The sequence below is a fragment of the Polaromonas sp. P3_B4 genome, from assembly GCF_056402835.1.
Genome location: NZ_JBFUGQ010000001.1, coordinates 1,658,334 through 1,674,408, shown reverse-complemented (window position 1 = coordinate 1,674,408; position 16,075 = coordinate 1,658,334). Strand labels below are relative to the sequence as shown.

13 protein-coding genes are annotated in these 16,075 nt (G+C 61.2%); 10 read left to right on the top strand and 3 right to left on the bottom strand.

Annotated elements, in window-relative coordinates:
* The first annotated feature begins 50 nt into the window (after positions 1 to 50).
* Positions 51 to 1,067, top strand: a complete 1,017-nt coding sequence (locus AC1DVV_RS08065; protein WP_477702467.1) for a glycosyltransferase — start codon at positions 51 to 53, stop codon at positions 1,065 to 1,067.
* A 19-nt stretch (positions 1,068 to 1,086) separates the two neighbouring features.
* Here the strand turns inward: AC1DVV_RS08065 and AC1DVV_RS08060 are convergent, their stop codons facing one another.
* The 3 genes from AC1DVV_RS08060 to AC1DVV_RS08050 form a co-directional block, all read right to left on the bottom strand.
* Positions 1,087 to 2,406, bottom strand: coding sequence for a FecR family protein (locus tag AC1DVV_RS08060; protein WP_457280645.1), 1,320 nt, complete (start codon positions 2,404 to 2,406; stop codon positions 1,087 to 1,089).
* A gap of 67 nt (positions 2,407 to 2,473) precedes the next feature.
* Positions 2,474 to 3,889, bottom strand: coding sequence for a FecR family protein (locus AC1DVV_RS08055; protein ID WP_477665899.1), 1,416 nt, complete (start codon positions 3,887 to 3,889; stop codon positions 2,474 to 2,476).
* A 39-nt stretch (positions 3,890 to 3,928) separates the two neighbouring features.
* Positions 3,929 to 5,260: a surface lipoprotein assembly modifier gene (locus AC1DVV_RS08050; RefSeq protein ID WP_457280647.1), complete on the bottom strand. Its 1,332-nt coding sequence runs from the start codon at positions 5,258 to 5,260 to the stop codon at positions 3,929 to 3,931.
* 254 nt (positions 5,261 to 5,514) lie between these two features.
* Here AC1DVV_RS08050 and AC1DVV_RS08045 point away from each other — a divergent pair, with 254 nt between their 5' ends.
* The 9 genes from AC1DVV_RS08045 (at position 5,515) to AC1DVV_RS08005 (ending at position 16,047) form a co-directional block, all read left to right on the top strand.
* Positions 5,515 to 5,898, top strand: a complete 384-nt coding sequence (locus AC1DVV_RS08045) for an ArsR/SmtB family transcription factor (protein WP_457280648.1) — start codon at positions 5,515 to 5,517, stop codon at positions 5,896 to 5,898.
* 18 nt (positions 5,899 to 5,916) lie between these two features.
* Positions 5,917 to 7,251, top strand: a complete 1,335-nt coding sequence (gene soxC, locus AC1DVV_RS08040) for a sulfite dehydrogenase (RefSeq protein WP_477702469.1) — start codon at positions 5,917 to 5,919, stop codon at positions 7,249 to 7,251.
* On the top strand, positions 7,238 to 8,425 hold the full coding sequence (locus tag AC1DVV_RS08035) for a c-type cytochrome (protein WP_477690092.1): 1,188 nt from the start codon (positions 7,238 to 7,240) through the stop codon (positions 8,423 to 8,425). Before soxC ends, AC1DVV_RS08035 begins: the two co-directional genes overlap by 14 nt.
* Positions 8,426 to 8,574: 149 nt before the next feature.
* The gene (gene soxY, locus AC1DVV_RS08030) at positions 8,575 to 9,042 is read left to right on the top strand and encodes a thiosulfate oxidation carrier protein SoxY (protein ID WP_457280651.1); all 468 of its coding nucleotides are present in this window, start codon (positions 8,575 to 8,577) and stop codon (positions 9,040 to 9,042) included.
* Positions 9,043 to 9,201: 159 nt separating this feature from the next.
* Complete coding sequence (gene soxZ, locus AC1DVV_RS08025; RefSeq protein ID WP_457280652.1) at positions 9,202 to 9,513, top strand: thiosulfate oxidation carrier complex protein SoxZ; 312 nt, start codon at positions 9,202 to 9,204, stop codon at positions 9,511 to 9,513.
* 63 nt (positions 9,514 to 9,576) lie between these two features.
* Positions 9,577 to 10,383, top strand: a complete 807-nt coding sequence (gene soxA, locus AC1DVV_RS08020; protein WP_477665902.1) for a sulfur oxidation c-type cytochrome SoxA — start codon at positions 9,577 to 9,579, stop codon at positions 10,381 to 10,383.
* An 18-nt stretch (positions 10,384 to 10,401) separates the two neighbouring features.
* Complete coding sequence (gene soxX, locus AC1DVV_RS08015; protein ID WP_477702471.1) at positions 10,402 to 11,061, top strand: sulfur oxidation c-type cytochrome SoxX; 660 nt, start codon at positions 10,402 to 10,404, stop codon at positions 11,059 to 11,061.
* Between the two features lie 106 nt (positions 11,062 to 11,167).
* Positions 11,168 to 12,883 carry a thiosulfohydrolase SoxB gene (gene soxB, locus AC1DVV_RS08010; RefSeq protein WP_477702472.1) on the top strand — a complete coding sequence of 572 codons (1,716 nt, stop codon included), beginning with the start codon at positions 11,168 to 11,170 and terminating at the stop codon, positions 12,881 to 12,883.
* Between the two features lie 275 nt (positions 12,884 to 13,158).
* Positions 13,159 to 16,047 carry a 2-oxoglutarate dehydrogenase E1 component gene (locus tag AC1DVV_RS08005; protein WP_477702473.1) on the top strand — a complete coding sequence of 963 codons (2,889 nt, stop codon included), beginning with the start codon at positions 13,159 to 13,161 and terminating at the stop codon, positions 16,045 to 16,047.
* The last annotated feature ends 28 nt before the right edge of the window (positions 16,048 to 16,075 follow it).

The following is a 16,075-nucleotide window of genomic DNA, read 5'->3' as shown; positions in this document are numbered from 1 at the left end:
TGGCACGGTGGGTTCGGGGATTCAGGCGGGCGCGGAGATAATCGCGGCTAATGACCCAAGGCCTCACTTCCACCGACCCCGGCGCGCTGCACCTGCTAGGCCGGTTCGGCGAGTTGTACACGGGCGCGGAGCGGGAACTGCTGGACCTCGCGCGGCTTCTGGCCGGCAGGCGCGCGGTCAAGCTGTGGTCCGATGTGCCGGTGCACCCGGCGTACGCCCCCGAGGGCATTACCGCCGTGCAGCCCTTTGCGCACCAGTTTCCCAGGGACGGCACGCTGCTGATAGGCGGCGTGCATCTGCAGCCGGGAATATGGCTGAAATACACGCGGTTTCAACGAATCATTCTTTTCCACAACATTTCACACCAGGGGCAGCTGTTTGCCATTGTCGAAGGCGTGCGGGAATACACCGGCCTCGACCCTGAGATTGTTTTTGTGTCCGACTGGCTGCGCCGCACTGCGGCATTGACCGGGCGCGTCATTCCCAGCCTGCTCGACCTCACGCCCTTTTCAGCGGCTGCCGTTGAACGTTTTGCCCGATGGCCGCATGGTGGAGCCCAACCGCGGCCTTTCACGGTCGGGCGTGCCAGCCGTGATCTGCTGGAAAAGCACAACCCGCAGGACCTTTCGCTTTACCGCATGCTGGCCAGCCGCGGCATACGGGTTCGCGTCATGGGCGGAACCTGCCTGGCGCCGGGTTTGGCCGGAACCGAGGGCATTGAGTTGCTGCCTGCGGGTGCGGAGTCCGTGCCGGATTTTTACCGTTCACTGGATGCGATGTTCTACCGCACCGGAAACTTTTTCGAGGCGTATGGACGGGTGGTGCTGGAGGCCATGGGTGCCGGTTTGCCGGTAGTGGCCCACGTGAACGGTGGCTACGCCGAAGTGATCGAGCAGGGCGTCTCGGGGTTTTTGATCCGCTCGCAGGAGCAGGCTCTCGACGCCCTGATGTCGCTCAATGATTCGGTGGATTTAAGGCTTCAGCTGGGCATGGCAGCGCAAGAGCGGGCCAGCCAGGTGCACGGCCCCGACGCAACGGAGCGCGACCTGGCGTTCTATCTCAAGTGAACGGTGACCGGCCGCCCCATCAGGGCGCGGCAAATGCTGCTGCGCCTGAATAGCGAATGTTTCCGTTGGTGCCGGTGTAAACCATGCCGGCGCGGCTTGCATTCACCCCGGTGAAGAAACCGTCCACGGTGAAAACCGGTCCACCGTTGGAGTAGCTGAACTGCCCGCCTGCAACACTGATATTGGATGCCGCAAAACCGCCAAGTGTCGTGACCACACCCATACTCAGCTTGGCCGTGCCGAAGTTGACGCTGAACGTTGCGGATGTCAGGGTTCCGGAGGCCACTGCCGCCTGTACGGACGTGTCGTAACCCGTGACTGGCGTCTGGCCGATCAGGTTGTAGCTGAGGGTGCCCGTTGTGGGCATCACCAGGGTAGGCTGGCCGATGATGTAGTGGAGATCATTGATGTTCGTGGTGCTCGGGTTGCGTGTGCCCGTGGTCCACGAACCCCAACCGATAAAGTCGCCCGCGTCGGTAGAGCCCGCCGAGCCTGCAAAGGCGTTGATGGTGGGGGTGAAATCCTTGCCATTGGCGCTGAGCGCGGTCAGTTTGCCGGTGTCAATGGTTGCGGAAGTGCCCGTGGCAACAGGCGAAATGGTGGAAGGTCCGAAATTGCCCTGCGAGTGGTAGGTTGCGGTTGACTTGAAATTTGTGAACGTGCCTGTGTTGACTGGCTTGACATCGGTCACAACCGCTTTATTGATGATGATGGGCTCTATTGGAGGTTCGGGCGTGGGTATGGGCGGGCGTACATTCGTTCGTTTCGGCGTGTCTGTGTTGTTGACCACCCGGACAGACTCACCTGCCGTCAGCCCGACACATCCCCCCGAATTGCAGACCTCAATCGCATCCAGCTCGGTTGTCACGCTCAGCGAGCCGTCCGGGTTGTACCCTGCATTGAAGCCAGAGCCGCGGATACCGATGGTGGCCGTCGTGGTGGTGACACGATAGTTTTCACGGTTGCGTTTGCCGATCAATCCGGTGATGGCCCGCATGCTGCCGCGCAGCAGGTCTACCAGGAAGCGGTCTTCCTTCGGGTCGGCCTTGTCCACATAGTTGGCGACCTTGAACTCTGTTCCCGGCTGCAGCGAAACGACACCGCCATCGGAGAACTTCACCTGGGCGCGGCCATCGAGGCCGGTGATGATGGCCTGGCCACTTTCGATGTCCTTGCCTTTGACCAGCGCGTCGGTCTTGCCGTCCGTGCGCCGCAAACTGACTTCGCCGGTGGTGAACTGGGCCACGCCCGCGGAAGGCGCTGCCAGGGCCTGCAGTGGGTAAATGGCGGCCAGCGCAATAACCAGGGCGGTGTGTTGGAGCTTGATGTGCGGGGTCATGGTGGTTCTCCGGGTATTCAATTAATGCGGACTGGGCGGCGCGCGGCGTTAAAAGGGGTGGCCTTGGTCACTGGGGTGGTCTCAGGACCAGGGTGGTCTGCTGGAAAACGGCCGCACCGGAAACCTGGCCCGCGTTGGGGCCCGCGCCGGTAACCGACGAGGCGCTATAAACCAATGCGGCGCGGCTGGCCTCGTTGCCGGTGAAGAAGCCAGTGACATTCGCTCCTGAGGAGTTCGTGATCTTGGCGTTGTTGATGTCGATGCTGCTGCTGACGCCATAGTCATTTCCGCCAAAGCGCGTGGTGAGGTCCACGCTGCCATAGCCTTGTCCGACGCCAAAATTGGCGACCAGCGAACCGCTGACAAGCTGACCCGCGCCCAGCAGGCTGGAGAACGCAGTGCCACCGGCGAACTGGTAAGTGCCCTGCATGTTGTCGGCCGGCATCTGGGCCGTCGGCGTGGGCCGGCCCATCACAAAGTGAACGGATTCAATCGCGCTGGGCGAGCCCCCCACGAACTTTTGCCCCGTCACCCAGCTGCCCCAGCCAACGAAGTCGGGATCGGACGGCGCACCCAGCGCGCCTTTTTCCATCGTGGTGAGGCCGGGCGTGCTGCGGAACTGGGTCAGGACGTTGCGGCTGTCGAGGCTGTCGACATCGATGGGTTTGCCGCTGAGGAAGCTGGTCAGCACAGCGGTGCCGGCCTCGGGGTAGTAGCTTTCGACCACCGGGTTGGCCGCGCTGTCGGTGAACGCAATCGCGGCGGCCAGGTCGGTGAACACCTGTTTGACGGGTGTGGTGGGGACAATGGCGGGCTTGCCGTCGGACGTGGTCTGGTTGCCCGCAACGACCACCTCCTGGACGGGCGGCGGCGTCGGCACGTTGGCCCGCGTATTGGTGCGAACTGGCGCCTCGGAGCTGGTAATGACCCGCACCGACTCGCCGGCCGTCAGGCCGACGCAGCCACCGGCGTTGCAGACCTCGATGGCGTCCAGTTCCGTCGTGATGCCCAGTGATCCGTCCGGGTTGTAGCCCACGCTGAAGCCGGAACCGCGTATGCCTATGGTGGCCGTGGTGGTCGTGACCTTGTAGTTCTCGCGGTTGCGCTTGCCGATCAGGCCGGTGATGGCCCGCATGCTGCCGCGCAACAGGTCGACCAGGAAACGGTCCTGCTTTGGGTCAGCCTCGTTGACATAGTTGGCGATTTTGAACTCGGTATTGGGCTGCAGTGACACCAGGCCGCCATCCGAAAACCGGACCTGGGCGCGGCCCGCGGCACTCGTCAGTATGGATTCGCCGCTTTCAAGCGGTTTACCCTTGGCCAGTGCCTCGGTTTTGCCGTTCGCGCGCAGCACGTTGACGTCGCCGGCGATGAACTGGGCCACGCCGGCTGATTCGGCGGCGAACGATTGCACGGGGAAGGCCGCCGCAATCACGACCGACAGCACGGCGTGTTTGAGAGAGCGTTCCCGGATGGTTTTCATGGGGTGTCTGGCGGGGCGTGTTCAGTCGGCACGGCAGGTTTAGAAGTCGCGGCGCACGGTCACGGAGAAAAGGCTGCGGTTGTAGTCGGAAATGGCAATGTTCGACTTGACGGAGGTCAGTGACAACTGCGGCGTCACGCGCCAGAGTTTGGCGGGCACCCAGTTGAGTCCAAGGTTCAGATTGAGCTGCCTGTCGCTGCGGGTGACCAGGAACAGCGGATCGGTGCCGCCGTATTTGCGGTCTTCATAACTGATATTGCCAAAAAAGGCGAGGTCGTCCCTGATGGATTTCTGTGTACCCAACCGGATGCCGAACAGGTGGTGGCCCATGTGCGGAACGCCGCTGGCTTTTTCCTTCTCGGCACCCACATAAATGCCCCCGAAGACCAGCAAACCGTCGCGGAATGCATGGGCGTAGGACGTACCCAGCACGGTTCGGTCCGCATCACGAAGCGATTGACCCGGATAGCTCAACTCGCCCCATTGCAGGTAAGTGCTCCACTGGCGGAAGCCGTCGATGCGGTAGGTCCATTCGCCGACCAGGCCTTGCTGGTCGCGCGCGCGGGATCCGGCGACGGTATAGCTGCCGGCCTGCACGACACCGGTGAATTCGTGCTTTTCGTAGCGGTAGCTGGCACCGGCGTTGACATCAACCTGGCCGGTGTTGAAGTCGTTGTACTTGGCATTGATGCGCGAATTCCCGCTTGCGTTCGCGATCAACGACCAGCGCGGGTCGACGACGTAACGGGCTGACAGCCCGCCGCCCAGGGTCATGAAGGCATCTTTGGTCTCAACACCCGAAGCATTGAGGGTGAAAATTGCGCCGCCAAAAAGCGGAACCGCGACATTGGGATTGCCGGGGCCGCTGTTGACATTGGTGTCGTAGCCAACGCTGGCTTCCAGGTACGGTTTGACAGACGAACGGGCAGCTTCTTCCGTACGGTCGATGGCCTGCAGGAATTGGTCGATGGTGGCGGCGGCCTCCGCCGGGATGTTGTCTTGTTTGGCTTCCATTAACACCTTGCGTGAGCCGGCGTTGTCCCCGACGGCAAAAAGTGCCCGTCCAAGCTCCGCGCGCGCACGGGAGTTGGCCGGCTGCACCGCCAGCACGCGTTCGAGCGCGAATATGGCGCGGGTGAATTGCCCTGTGTCGTTGGCGGCGATGCCCAGCACCGTGTCGAAGTCGGGGTCGCCTGCGCGTGCGGTTTCCTGGGGCTCAAGCAGATCGAAGGCTTTTTGTGCCTGGCTCTGGTCGAGCAGCGTACGCGCCTGACTGACCAGTGCATCGACTTCCGCATGCGCTGCAGCGGCCATCATGACGGCGAGAAGGATGCCGGTACTTTTGAAGATGAAGGTTTTTTTTGAAGACATAAGTATTGGGTTTTACCGGTCCCGGGTAACAACTCGTAAGTAACAAAAGTTTTATATCACGACGAGGGGTCTTTCAACGCTTTTTTACACCCCAGCCACCCCGCTCAAGTGCATGGAGGCAACACCTTTTGAGCGTTTGGCGGGTTGGTTGGTGATATTTACGTGTTCGCCTTGCGTGCCTAGGGTATTTACGGGTTTTTTGAGGCGGCTTCAGGCTTAATATTAGCAATTACTTATATTAAGAATAAATCGCTATGAACGAGATGATCCAAACCAGTGCGCAAGTCGAGAGGGGCCGTGTGTTTGAACTGGCGGCCGAGTTGTTCGCCGTGCTCGCAACGCCGATGCGCCTTCGCGTCTTGAGCGCCCTGTGCGAGCGTGAAAAGTCCGTGAACGAGTTGCTGGCGGAGATCGACACCACCCAGCCCAATCTTTCCCAGCACCTGGCCGTGCTGTACCGCACCGGTGTACTGGCCAAGCGCAAGGAAGGCACCCAGGTGATTTACCGCGTTCAGAGCGAAAAAGCCGTGGCGCTGTGCCGCAGCGTCTGCACCCAGATCGCCATTGAGCTGGATGAGCCGGGCGGATTGTCGCCGGCCGAAAGCTTGTCGCCGCGATCCGCCTCCCACGACGCCTGAACCGAAAGAACGCCTTTTATGCTGAGCCGTTTCATACAGCGCGCACCGGAGAATTTCCTCTCAGGAGCGCAAATAGCGGACGTGCGCGCCGGGCGCCGCGGTTTTCTGGCCGGGGCGTTTGCGGCTGCGTCAGCCGGGGTGGCGGCGGTGGGCCAGGCACGGGCAGCGACTCCGGAAGGCGATACCAATATCCTGAACCTTCCCGCCCACAGCAAGGGACTGGGCCAGCCCGTGGCGGCCCGTGGTTACGGCCTGCCCAGCGAATGGGAAAAAAACCTGCAGCGCCGCGAAAGCCCGGGCCTTACCCGCATCGGCCAGGCCAGCGTGAGCTTTTGCCCTTTGCAGGGTCTCTTCGGCATCATCACGCCCAGCGGCCTGCACTTTGAGCGCCACCACCAGGGCTGGTGGGACATCGACCCTTCGAAACACCGGCTGATGGTGAACGGCTCCGATGACGCCATGCTCAAACGCCCCATGGTCTTCAGCATGGATGAGCTGATGCGCCTGCCGAACGTCAGCCGCATGCACTTCATCGAATGCGGCGCCAACACCGGCATGGAGTGGGGCAATGCGGCGGTGCCAACGGTGCAGTACACCCACGGCATGCTGAGCTGCAGCGAATTCACCGGCGTCCCTTTGCGGACCCTGCTGGAGCTGTGCGGCGCCGACCTCAAGCGCGCGAAGTTTATCCTGGCTGAGGGAGCCGATGGCTCAGGCATGACCCGCACCATTCCCATGAGCCTGGTGATGAGCGGCGAAGTGCTGGTGGCCTATGGGCAAAACGGTGAAATGCTGCGTCCTGAGAACGGCTACCCGCTTCGGCTCGTAGTGCCTGGCGTGCAGGGGGTTAGCTGGATCAAATACCTGCGGCGCATCGAGGTGGGCGACATGCCTTATGGCGCCAAGGATGAGACGATCCATTACGTTGACTTGCAGCCCAGCGGCCTGCACCGGCAATACACCAGCATCCAGGAAGTCAAAAGCGTGGTGACCTCGCCCAGCGGCGGGCAGGTGCTGCTGCAAAAGGGCTTTCACAACGTCACGGGCCTGGCCTGGAGCGGCCGGGGCAAGATCAAACGTGTGGACGTTTCCGTGGACGGTGGGCGCAACTGGGCGCCGGCGCGCCTGGAGGGGCCGGTGCTGGCCAAATGCCTCACGCGTTTTAATGCCGATTTTGTATGGGACGGCAAACCCGCCATTTTCCAGAGCCGCGCTGTTGACGAGACCGGCCAGATCCAGCCGACGTACAACGAACTGCGCAAAGTGCGAGCGTCCCGCAGCATTTATCACAACAACGCCATCCAGTCGTGGTCGCTGGAAGAAAACGGCGAGGTGAAAAATGTCCAGATCTAAGGCTTTGTCCGTTTCTCATGGCGTTCGCGTTGCGATGGGCTCACTGCTGCTGGCGGGTGTCACCCAATGGGCTGCGGCTGCTGACAAACCGGCGGTTCTCTCCGGCATCGGGCGCACGGCGACACCAGCGGAAGTCAAGGCCTGGGACATCGATGTGCGGCCCGACTTCAAGGGCCTGCCCAAAGGGCAGGGCTCCGTGCGGCAAGGTGAAGTGATCTGGGAGGCGCAATGCGCGTCCTGCCACGGCAGTTTTGCCGAGTCGTCCGAAGTGTTCACGCCGATTGCCGGCGGCATCACGGCCGACGACATCAAGAATGGCCGTGTGGACGGCTTGATGCCTGGCTCCAACCAGCCGAACCGCACCACGTTGATGAAAGTCTCCACGCTGTCGACGCTCTGGGACTACATTAACCGCGCCATGCCCTGGAACGCCCCGAAAACATTGACGGCCGACGAGGTTTATGCCGTCACTGCCTACATCCTGAACCTGGGCAATATCCTGCCCGACAACTTCACCTTGTCGGACGCGAACATCCGCGACGTACAGGCCCGTTTGCCGAACCGCAACGGCATGACGACGTCGCACGCGATGTGGCCGGGCAAGGAGCTGGGCGGCACGGCGCGCCCCGATGTCCAGGGCTCGGCCTGCATGAAAAATTGCGCCGGCGAGGTGGTGGTCAAAAGCTTTTTGCCTGACTACGCGCGCAACGCCCATGGCAACCTGGCCGAGCAGTCGCGGATGGTGGGCGCCAGCCGGGGTGTGGACACCACCCGGCCGCCAATGGCCGCAATAGTTGAATCAAATACGGCCCTAAACCAGACAGGACGTGCGCAAGCAGCTCCTGAAAAGATAGCAAACTCCACGCCGGTTGCTGCTGTGCAGCCGCCAGCTGTCGTTAAAACCGCCGCGCCCGGCGTTGCGTCCGTCATGCCGTTGCTGCAAAAAAATACCTGCACCGCCTGCCATGGCATGGACAGCAAGCTGGTGGGGCCATCCTTCAAGGATATAGCCAACAAATATAAAGACCGCGCCGATGCGACGGTTTACCTCTCGGGCAAAATCAAGGCCGGAGGGCAGGGTGTCTGGGGGGCAATCCCCATGCCGCCGCAGGCACTGAGTGCGGCGGAGTCGGCGCAGATTTCCCAATGGCTGGCTCAGGGCGCGTCAAAATGAGGTGCATGGAAATTGACGATGTCGAGACAGCCGGCTTCAATTTTTTTGACAGCATGCTCGGGATAAGTACCGTTCCGCGGCTTGACGTTTTTGTGTCCAATCGTTGTTAGTTTTTCAGACATTCAAGTTATATAAAAAAGGAGTTCACCATGGAACGTCGTGATTTTCTGGCCAGCAGTTCTGGCGCCACTGCGCTGGTGCTGGTAGCGGCCACCGGGCTGAACCCGGCCCACGCGCAAAACGCGCCAGGCTGGAACAAGGCCGCTTTTGACAGCAAGTCCCTGGCCGATGCCGCCAAGGCCATGGGCGCGACCAGCGCTCCGGTTGAAAGCAAGGACCTGCTGCTGCAGGCGCCTGAAATTGCCGAGAACGGCAATGTGGTGCGTGTCGGCGCGCAAAGCAACATTGCCAACACCACCCAAATTGCGCTCGTTGTCGAAAAGAACCCCAGCGCGCTGGCTGCCATGTTTGAGATTCCCGCCGGCACCGACGCCAACGTCTCGACCAACATCAAGATGGGCCAGTCCTCCAATGTTTACGCGCTGGCGAAGGCCGGTGACAAGTACTTTTATGCAGTGAAGGAAGTGAAGGTCACTTTGGGCGGTTGCGGCGGTTAACCGGCTACTGCGCGGCTGTGATCCGTCGTTGCGGGGCCCGTCCGGAAATCCTCACGACCCTCAAGGTCGCTCCGGTTTCCAGCCACCCGCGCCTAGGCTGACAGCCGCTCGCTACGCCGGCAACGTTGCTAAGAGAATTTAAGGATTGAAGGAGAAAAAATGTCAGAACCGATGCGAATCCGGGCGCAGGCCCAAGGCGATAAAACCACCGTGCGCGTGCTGGTGAGCCACGAAATGGAAAGCGGCCAGCGCAAGGACGCGGCCGGCAAGACCGTCCCGGCCTGGTTTATCCAGAACATCAGCGCCACCTGGAACGGCAAGACCGTGATGAGCGCGCAGTGGGGCACGGCCGTGTCCAAGAACCCTTTTGTGCAGTTCAGCTTCAAGGGCGGCAAGGCCGGCGACAAGATCGCGGTCAGCTGGGTCGACAACCACGGCGACAAGCGCACCGACGAAGCCGTCATTGCCTGAATCCCGGCCGTTTTCCCGCAGCGGCACATTGGCTGCCCCACAATGATATTTGAGGAGTCCACGATGAAGTTGAGCCTGTTTGGGCTGGCGGCCCTGGCCGCCATGGCCACCTTGTCATTGCCTGCGGCGGCGCAAAAGAGCACCGCTGAAGGTATTGCCGAATACCGCGCCATGCTGGCTGACGGCAACCCGGCCGAGCTGTACGAAGCCCGTGGCGAGGCACTCTGGAAACAGGCGCGCGGCCCCAAAAATGCCTCGCTTGAAAAATGCGACCTGGGCAAGGGCCCGGGCGTGGTGAAAGGTGCTTTCGTCGAGCTGCCGCGTTTCTTTGCCGATACCCAGCGGGTGCAGGACATGGAGTCGCGCCTGCTGACCTGCATGGAGCAGCTGCAGGGTTTTAATGCCGCCGAGATCGCCAAAACCCCTTTCGGCGTGGGTGAGCAGAAATCCATCGAGTCGCTGGTGGCCTATATCTCGGGTGAATCGCGCGACATGACCTTCAAGGTGCCGCAGTCGCACGCCAAGGAAAAGCTGATGTACGAAGTCGGTAAAAAAGTGTTTTACCTGCGCGGTGGGCCCTACGACTTTTCCTGCGCATCGTGTCATGGCGAGGACAACAAGCGTGTCCGCCTGCAGGATTTGCCCAACCTCACCAAACAGCCCGGCGCCGGCAACGGTTTCGGCGCCTGGCCGGCCTACCGTGTCTCCAGCGGTGACCTGTGGAGCATGCAGCGCCGCCTGAATGACTGCTATCGCCAGCAGCGTTTCCCTTTCCCGGGCTACGCCTCTGATGCCACCATCGCCCTGGGGGTGTACATGGGCGTCAACAGCAAGGGCGGTGCTTCCATTGCGCCGGCCCTCAAACGCTAATCAGGCAGGAGAGAACTGATGAACACGATTTACACCAAAGCCGCACTGTCCACCGCCTGTCTGGCATCGACGGCCTTTTTCCTGTCCAGCTGCGCCATTGCGCCCACGGCGCAGGAGGTAGACGAAGCCACCCAGCAGGTGCTGAAAAGTTCCTTCCGTGAGCAGGGCATCGCGAAGATGGACCGCCTGACGCTGGACGCTTCCAACCAGGCCTGCTCGGAAGCCGCCGGCAAGCCGCTGGAGGAAAAAGCAGCCAAAGCCATTGAAGAAGCCAACCTCAAAACCGTGAAACTGCCTTCCGATGGCAAGTACCTCGGCAGCTGGAGCGAAGGCGAAAAAATTGCGCAGAACGGCCGCGGCCTGACCTGGAGCGACAAGCCCGGCGAAGCCAATGGCGGCAGCTGCTACAACTGCCACCAGATCAGCAAGGCTGAACTGTCTTTCGGCTCCATCGGCCCCAGCCTTTACAACTACGGCAAGCTGCGCGGCGTAAGCAATCCGGCGTCGCCCGAGAGCAAACCCATCGTGGAGTACACCTGGGGCAAGCTGTGGAACGCCAAGGCTTACAACGCGTGTTCCGACATGCCGAGGTTTGGCCATGCTGCCATCCTGAACGAGCAGCAGATCCGTGACGTGATGGCGCTGCTGCTGGATCCGAACTCGCCCATCAACAACTAATCTGAGTTCTTTATGCCGCCAGGCCAATAGTGGCGGGCGCAAGCAGCTCCTGAATTGATAGCAACTTGATACTTTGCCTGGGTAGCCGGGCAGGATGACCAACGCCATGAACCTGTCCCGCCGAGAGTTTGCAAGTGTCATGGCCGCTGCGCTGGCTGCCGGTTTTCCTTTGCGTGAGGCCGGCGCCGTCCAGGCCGCCAGCTTGTACGAACTGCCCCGTACTGGCAATGTGCACTTGCTGCACATGACCGATTGCCATGCCCAGCTGCTGCCGATCTACTTTCGAGAACCTTCCGTCAACCTGGGCGTGGGTGCGATGCGCGGGCAGGCGCCGCACCTGGTGGGCGAACATTTGCTGAAGGCTGCCAGCCTGAAGTCGGGTACGCCCGAGGCGCATGCGTTGACCTTCCTGAACTTCGAGCGGGCCGCGCGCCAGTACGGCAAGGTGGGCGGTTTCGCACACCTTGCGACGCTGGTGAAGCAGCTGAAGGCTGGCCGCCCCGGCGCCTTGCTGCTGGATGGCGGCGATACCTGGCAGGGTAGCGCTACGGCGCTCTGGACGCAGGGCCAGGACATGGTGGATGCAGCCAGGCTGTTGGGCGTGGATGTGATGACGGGCCATTGGGACTTCACCTATGGCGAAGAGCGCATCAAAAAAATCGTCGAGCAGGACTTTGCCGGCAAGGTCGACTTTATTGCGCAAAACGTCAAAACCAGCGACTTTGGCGACCCGGTGTTCAAGCCCTACGTCATCAAGGAAATGAATGGCGTGCCCGTCGCCATCGTCGGCCAGGCTTTTCCCTACACGCCGATTGCCAACCCTGGCTGGCTCACGCCGAACTGGACTTTCGGAATTCGCGAAAGCGAAATGCAGGAAACCGTGAACGAGGCACGCGCCAAGGGTGCGCAGGCCGTGGTGCTGCTCAGCCACAATGGCATGGATGTGGACCTCAAGATGGCCTCGCGCGTCACGGGGATCGACGCAATTCTGGGCGGCCACACCCACGACGGCGTGCCGGTGCCTGTCATCGTCAAAAACCCGGGCGGGCAGACCATCGTGACCAACGCCGGCAGCAATGGCAAGTTCCTGGGCGTGCTGGACCTCGACGTCAAGGACGGCAAGGTCGCCGGCTTTAAATACCGCTTGCTGCCGGTGTTTGCCAACTTTTTGCCCGCGGACGCAGCCATGAATGCGCTGATCGACAAGGTGAGGGCGCCTTACACCGCCAAACTGGGTGAAAAACTGGCGGTGACGGAAGGCACGCTGTACCGCCGGGGTAATTTCAACGGCAGTTTTGACCAGTTGATTCTGGATGCTCTGATGGATGTGCGCGGCGCCGAGATCGCCTTTTCGCCCGGATTCCGCTGGGGAACTTCGTTGCTGCCCGGCCAGGCCATCACGCGCGAGCATGTGATGGACCAGACCGCGATCACGTATCCCTGGACCACGCTGACGGACATGCGCGGCGACATGATCAAGACCATCCTGGAGGACGTGGGCGACAACCTGTTCAACCCCGACCCGTATTACCAGCAGGGCGGCGACATGGTGCGTGTGGGCGGTTTGACCTACACCTGCGAGCCCGGCGCCAAAATGGGTGAACGCATCCAGGACATGCGTCTGGGCGGCAAGCCCATCGAAGCCGGCAAGACCTACAAGGTGGCTGGCTGGGCGCCGGTGGCGGAGGCTAGCAAAAATGCCGGCCCTCCGGTCTGGGAGGTGGTGGAAAGCTACCTGAAGGCCAAAAAGGTCATTCAACCTGTCAAACCCAACACTCCGCGGCTTGTGGGTGTGACCGGAAATCCGGGCCTTGCCGTCTGACTTTCAGCCCCCAAATACAGCAGTAACTTCAACGCATGTGAGAGCATGTAAGAGGTATGTGAGAGCGTTGGGGTGCGCAGAAACCATGGCCTTTTCAGGTATGGTCATGAGCACCGTCTTTCCGCTGTCACAGTTCGGTGGCACAATCTGGGTTGTTTCTGAAGGCCCTTCCTGCCACAGTCGCATCCGCTAATCGGTCCAGCCGTGTTGCGGAAGGTTAATTAACAAGCTTTAACCAGCTAATGTTTCCCAAAGGGAAACGGAGGTCAGCGGATATGAGTTCCAACCCGGCAGCGTCGTCTGTCTATTCTGCCTATCAAGGCAACACTTATCTCTTCGGCGGCAACGCGCCCTATGTCGAAGAGATGTACGAAAACTACCTTGCCAACCCCGGCAGCGTGCCCGACAACTGGCGCGAGTATTTCGACGCACTCCAGCACGTCCCCGCCGTAGACGGCAGCAATGCCAAGGACGTTCCACACCTGCCGGTCGTCAACGCCTTTGCCGAGCGCGCCAAGCAGGGCCAGACCAAAGTTGTGGTCGCCAGCGGCGCCGACTCCGAAATGGGCCGCAAGCGCACGGCCGTCCAGCAGTTGATCGCCGCCTACCGCAACGTCGGCGCACGCTGGGCCGACCTGGACCCGCTCAAGCGTGCCGAACGCGACAAAATTCCCGAACTGGAGCCGTCTTTCTACGGTTTCAGCGACGCCGACCAGGAAACCGTGTTCAACACCAGCAACACGTTCTTCGGCAAAGACACCATGAGCCTGCGCGAGCTCATGAACGCGCTGCGCGAAACCTACTGCGGCACCATCGGCGCCGAATACATGTATGCGACCGACCAGAACCACAAGCGCTGGTGGCAGCAAAAGCTCGAATCGATTCGCAGCAAAGCCAATTTCACCAAGGAAAAGAAACTCCACATCCTGGACCGCTTGACTGCAGCCGAAGGCCTGGAGCGTTTCCTGCACACCAAGTACGTCGGCCAGAAGCGCTTCTCGCTCGAAGGCGGCGAGAGCTTCATCGCCTGTATGGATGAGCTGATCCAGCAGGGCGGTATCAAGGGCGTGCAGGAAATAGTGATCGGCATGGCCCACCGCGGCCGCCTGAATGTGCTGGTCAATTCCCTGGGCAAAGTCCCCGCCGACCTGTTCGCCGAATTCGACCACACCGCACCTGAAGACCTGCCCAGCGGCGACGTCAAGTACCACCAGGGCTTCAGCTCCGACGTGACCACCCCTGGCGGCCCGGTCCACCTGACTTTGGCTTTCAATCCCTCTCACCTGGAAATCGTCAACCCCGTGGTTGAAGGCTCGGTGCGCGCCCGCATGGATCGCCGTGCCGACCCCAAAGGCCTGCAGGTGCTGCCGGTGCTGGTGCACGGTGATGCCGCTTTTGCAGGGCAGGGCGTTGTGATGGAAACGCTGGCGCTGGCCGAAACCCGCGGTTATTTCACCGGCGGCACGGTGCACATCGTGATCAACAACCAGATCGGTTTCACCACCAGCGACCCGCGCGACAGTCGCTCGACGCTGTACTGCTCCGACGTCGTCAAGATGATTGAAGCGCCGGTGCTGCACGTCAATGGCGATGACCCGGAAGCCGTGGTGCTGGCTACCCAGCTGGCCCTCGAGTTCCGCATGGAGTTCCAGAAGGATGTCGTGGTCGACATCATCTGCTTCCGCAAGCTGGGCCACAACGAACAGGACACGCCTGCGCTGACCCAGCCGCTGATGTACAAGAAAATTGCACAGCACCCCGGCACCCGCCGCCTGTACGCCGACAAACTGACGGCGCAGGGCATGGGCGACACCCTGGGCGACGACATGGTCAAGGCCACGCGCGCCGCGCTGGATGCCGGCAAGAGCACGTTTGATCCGGTTCTCACCAACTTCAAGAGCAAGTATGCGGTTGACTGGGTGCCTTACCTGGGCAAGAAGTGGACCGATGCCGGCGACACCGCCATCCCGATGGCCGAGTGGAAGCGCCTTGCCGACAAGATCACGGCCATCCCCGCGACCGTGACGCCGCATCAGCTGGTCAAGAAGGTGTATGACGACCGCGCAGCCATGGGCCGCGGCGACGTCCCTGTGGACTGGGGCATGGGCGAGCACATGGCGTTTGCCTCACTGGTGGCAAGTGGCTACCCGGTGCGCCTGTCGGGCGAAGATTGCGGACGCGGCACGTTCACGCACCGCCATGCCGTCATTCACGACCAGAATCGCGAAAAGTTCGACACCGGTACCTATGTGCCGCTGCAGAACGTGGCCGACAACCAGGCTCCGTTCGTTGTCATCGACTCCATCCTGTCTGAAGAGGCGGTGCTGGCGTTTGAATACGGCTATGCATCGAACGACCCGAACACGCTGGTGATCTGGGAAGCCCAGTTCGGCGACTTCGCCAACGGCGCGCAGGTCGTGATCGACCAGTTCATCGCCTCGGGCGAAGTCAAGTGGGGCCGCGTCAATGGCATCACCCTGATGCTGCCGCACGGCTATGAAGGCCAGGGCCCGGAGCACAGCTCGGCACGCCTGGAGCGTTTCATGCAGCTGTCGGCGGATACCAACATGCAGGTGGTGCAACCGACGACCGCCAGCCAGATCTTCCACGTGCTGCGCCGCCAGATGGTGCGCAACCTGCGCAAGCCGCTGGTCATCATGACGCCCAAGTCGCTGCTGCGTAACAAGGACGCCACCTCGCCGCTGTCCGAATTCACCAAGGGTGGGTTCCAGACCATCATCCCCGAGACCAAGGATGACATCAACAAGAAGGCAGACAAGGTCAAGCGTATCATCGCGTGCTCGGGCAAGGTGTATTACGACCTGGCCAAGAAGCGTGAAGAAAAGGGCATTGACGATACGGCCATTATTCGTGTTGAGCAGCTTTATCCGTTCCCGCACAAGGCTTTTGCGGCCGAGCTGAAAAAGTACCCGAACGCCACCGACATCGTGTGGTGCCAGGACGAGCCACAAAATCAGGGTGCCTGGTTCTTTGTGCAGCACTACATCCACGAGAACATGTTCGAAGGTCAAAAACTGGGCTATTCCGGCCGTGCTGCTTCGGCATCACCGGCTGTGGGTTATTCGCACCTGCACCAGGAGCAGCAAAAGGCGCTGGTGGACGGCGCGTTTGCCAAGCTCAAGGGCTTTGTGCTGACCAAGTAAGGTCGCCCCTTCCCGAACCAAGAACACG

What these genes read in the sequence shown, in the direction of transcription:
- AC1DVV_RS08005 (WP_477702473.1), top strand. Translation starts at nt 13,159, where the DNA reads ATGAGTTCCAACCCGGCAGCGTCGTCTGTCTATTCTGCCTATCAAGGC.
- AC1DVV_RS08060 (WP_457280645.1), bottom strand. Translation starts at nt 2,406, where the DNA reads ATGACCCCGCACATCAAGCTCCAACACACCGCCCTGGTTATTGCGCTG.
- soxA (WP_477665902.1), top strand. Translation starts at nt 9,577, where the DNA reads ATGAAGTTGAGCCTGTTTGGGCTGGCGGCCCTGGCCGCCATGGCCACC.
- AC1DVV_RS08055 (WP_477665899.1), bottom strand. Translation starts at nt 3,889, where the DNA reads ATGAAAACCATCCGGGAACGCTCTCTCAAACACGCCGTGCTGTCGGTC.
- AC1DVV_RS08035 (WP_477690092.1), top strand. Translation starts at nt 7,238, where the DNA reads ATGTCCAGATCTAAGGCTTTGTCCGTTTCTCATGGCGTTCGCGTTGCG.
- AC1DVV_RS08045 (WP_457280648.1), top strand. Translation starts at nt 5,515, where the DNA reads ATGAACGAGATGATCCAAACCAGTGCGCAAGTCGAGAGGGGCCGTGTG.
- AC1DVV_RS08050 (WP_457280647.1), bottom strand. Translation starts at nt 5,260, where the DNA reads ATGTCTTCAAAAAAAACCTTCATCTTCAAAAGTACCGGCATCCTTCTC.
- soxY (WP_457280651.1), top strand. Translation starts at nt 8,575, where the DNA reads ATGGAACGTCGTGATTTTCTGGCCAGCAGTTCTGGCGCCACTGCGCTG.
- soxX (WP_477702471.1), top strand. Translation starts at nt 10,402, where the DNA reads ATGAACACGATTTACACCAAAGCCGCACTGTCCACCGCCTGTCTGGCA.
- AC1DVV_RS08065 (WP_477702467.1), top strand. Translation starts at nt 51, where the DNA reads ATGACCCAAGGCCTCACTTCCACCGACCCCGGCGCGCTGCACCTGCTA.
- soxB (WP_477702472.1), top strand. Translation starts at nt 11,168, where the DNA reads ATGAACCTGTCCCGCCGAGAGTTTGCAAGTGTCATGGCCGCTGCGCTG.
- soxC (WP_477702469.1), top strand. Translation starts at nt 5,917, where the DNA reads ATGCTGAGCCGTTTCATACAGCGCGCACCGGAGAATTTCCTCTCAGGA.
- soxZ (WP_457280652.1), top strand. Translation starts at nt 9,202, where the DNA reads ATGTCAGAACCGATGCGAATCCGGGCGCAGGCCCAAGGCGATAAAACC.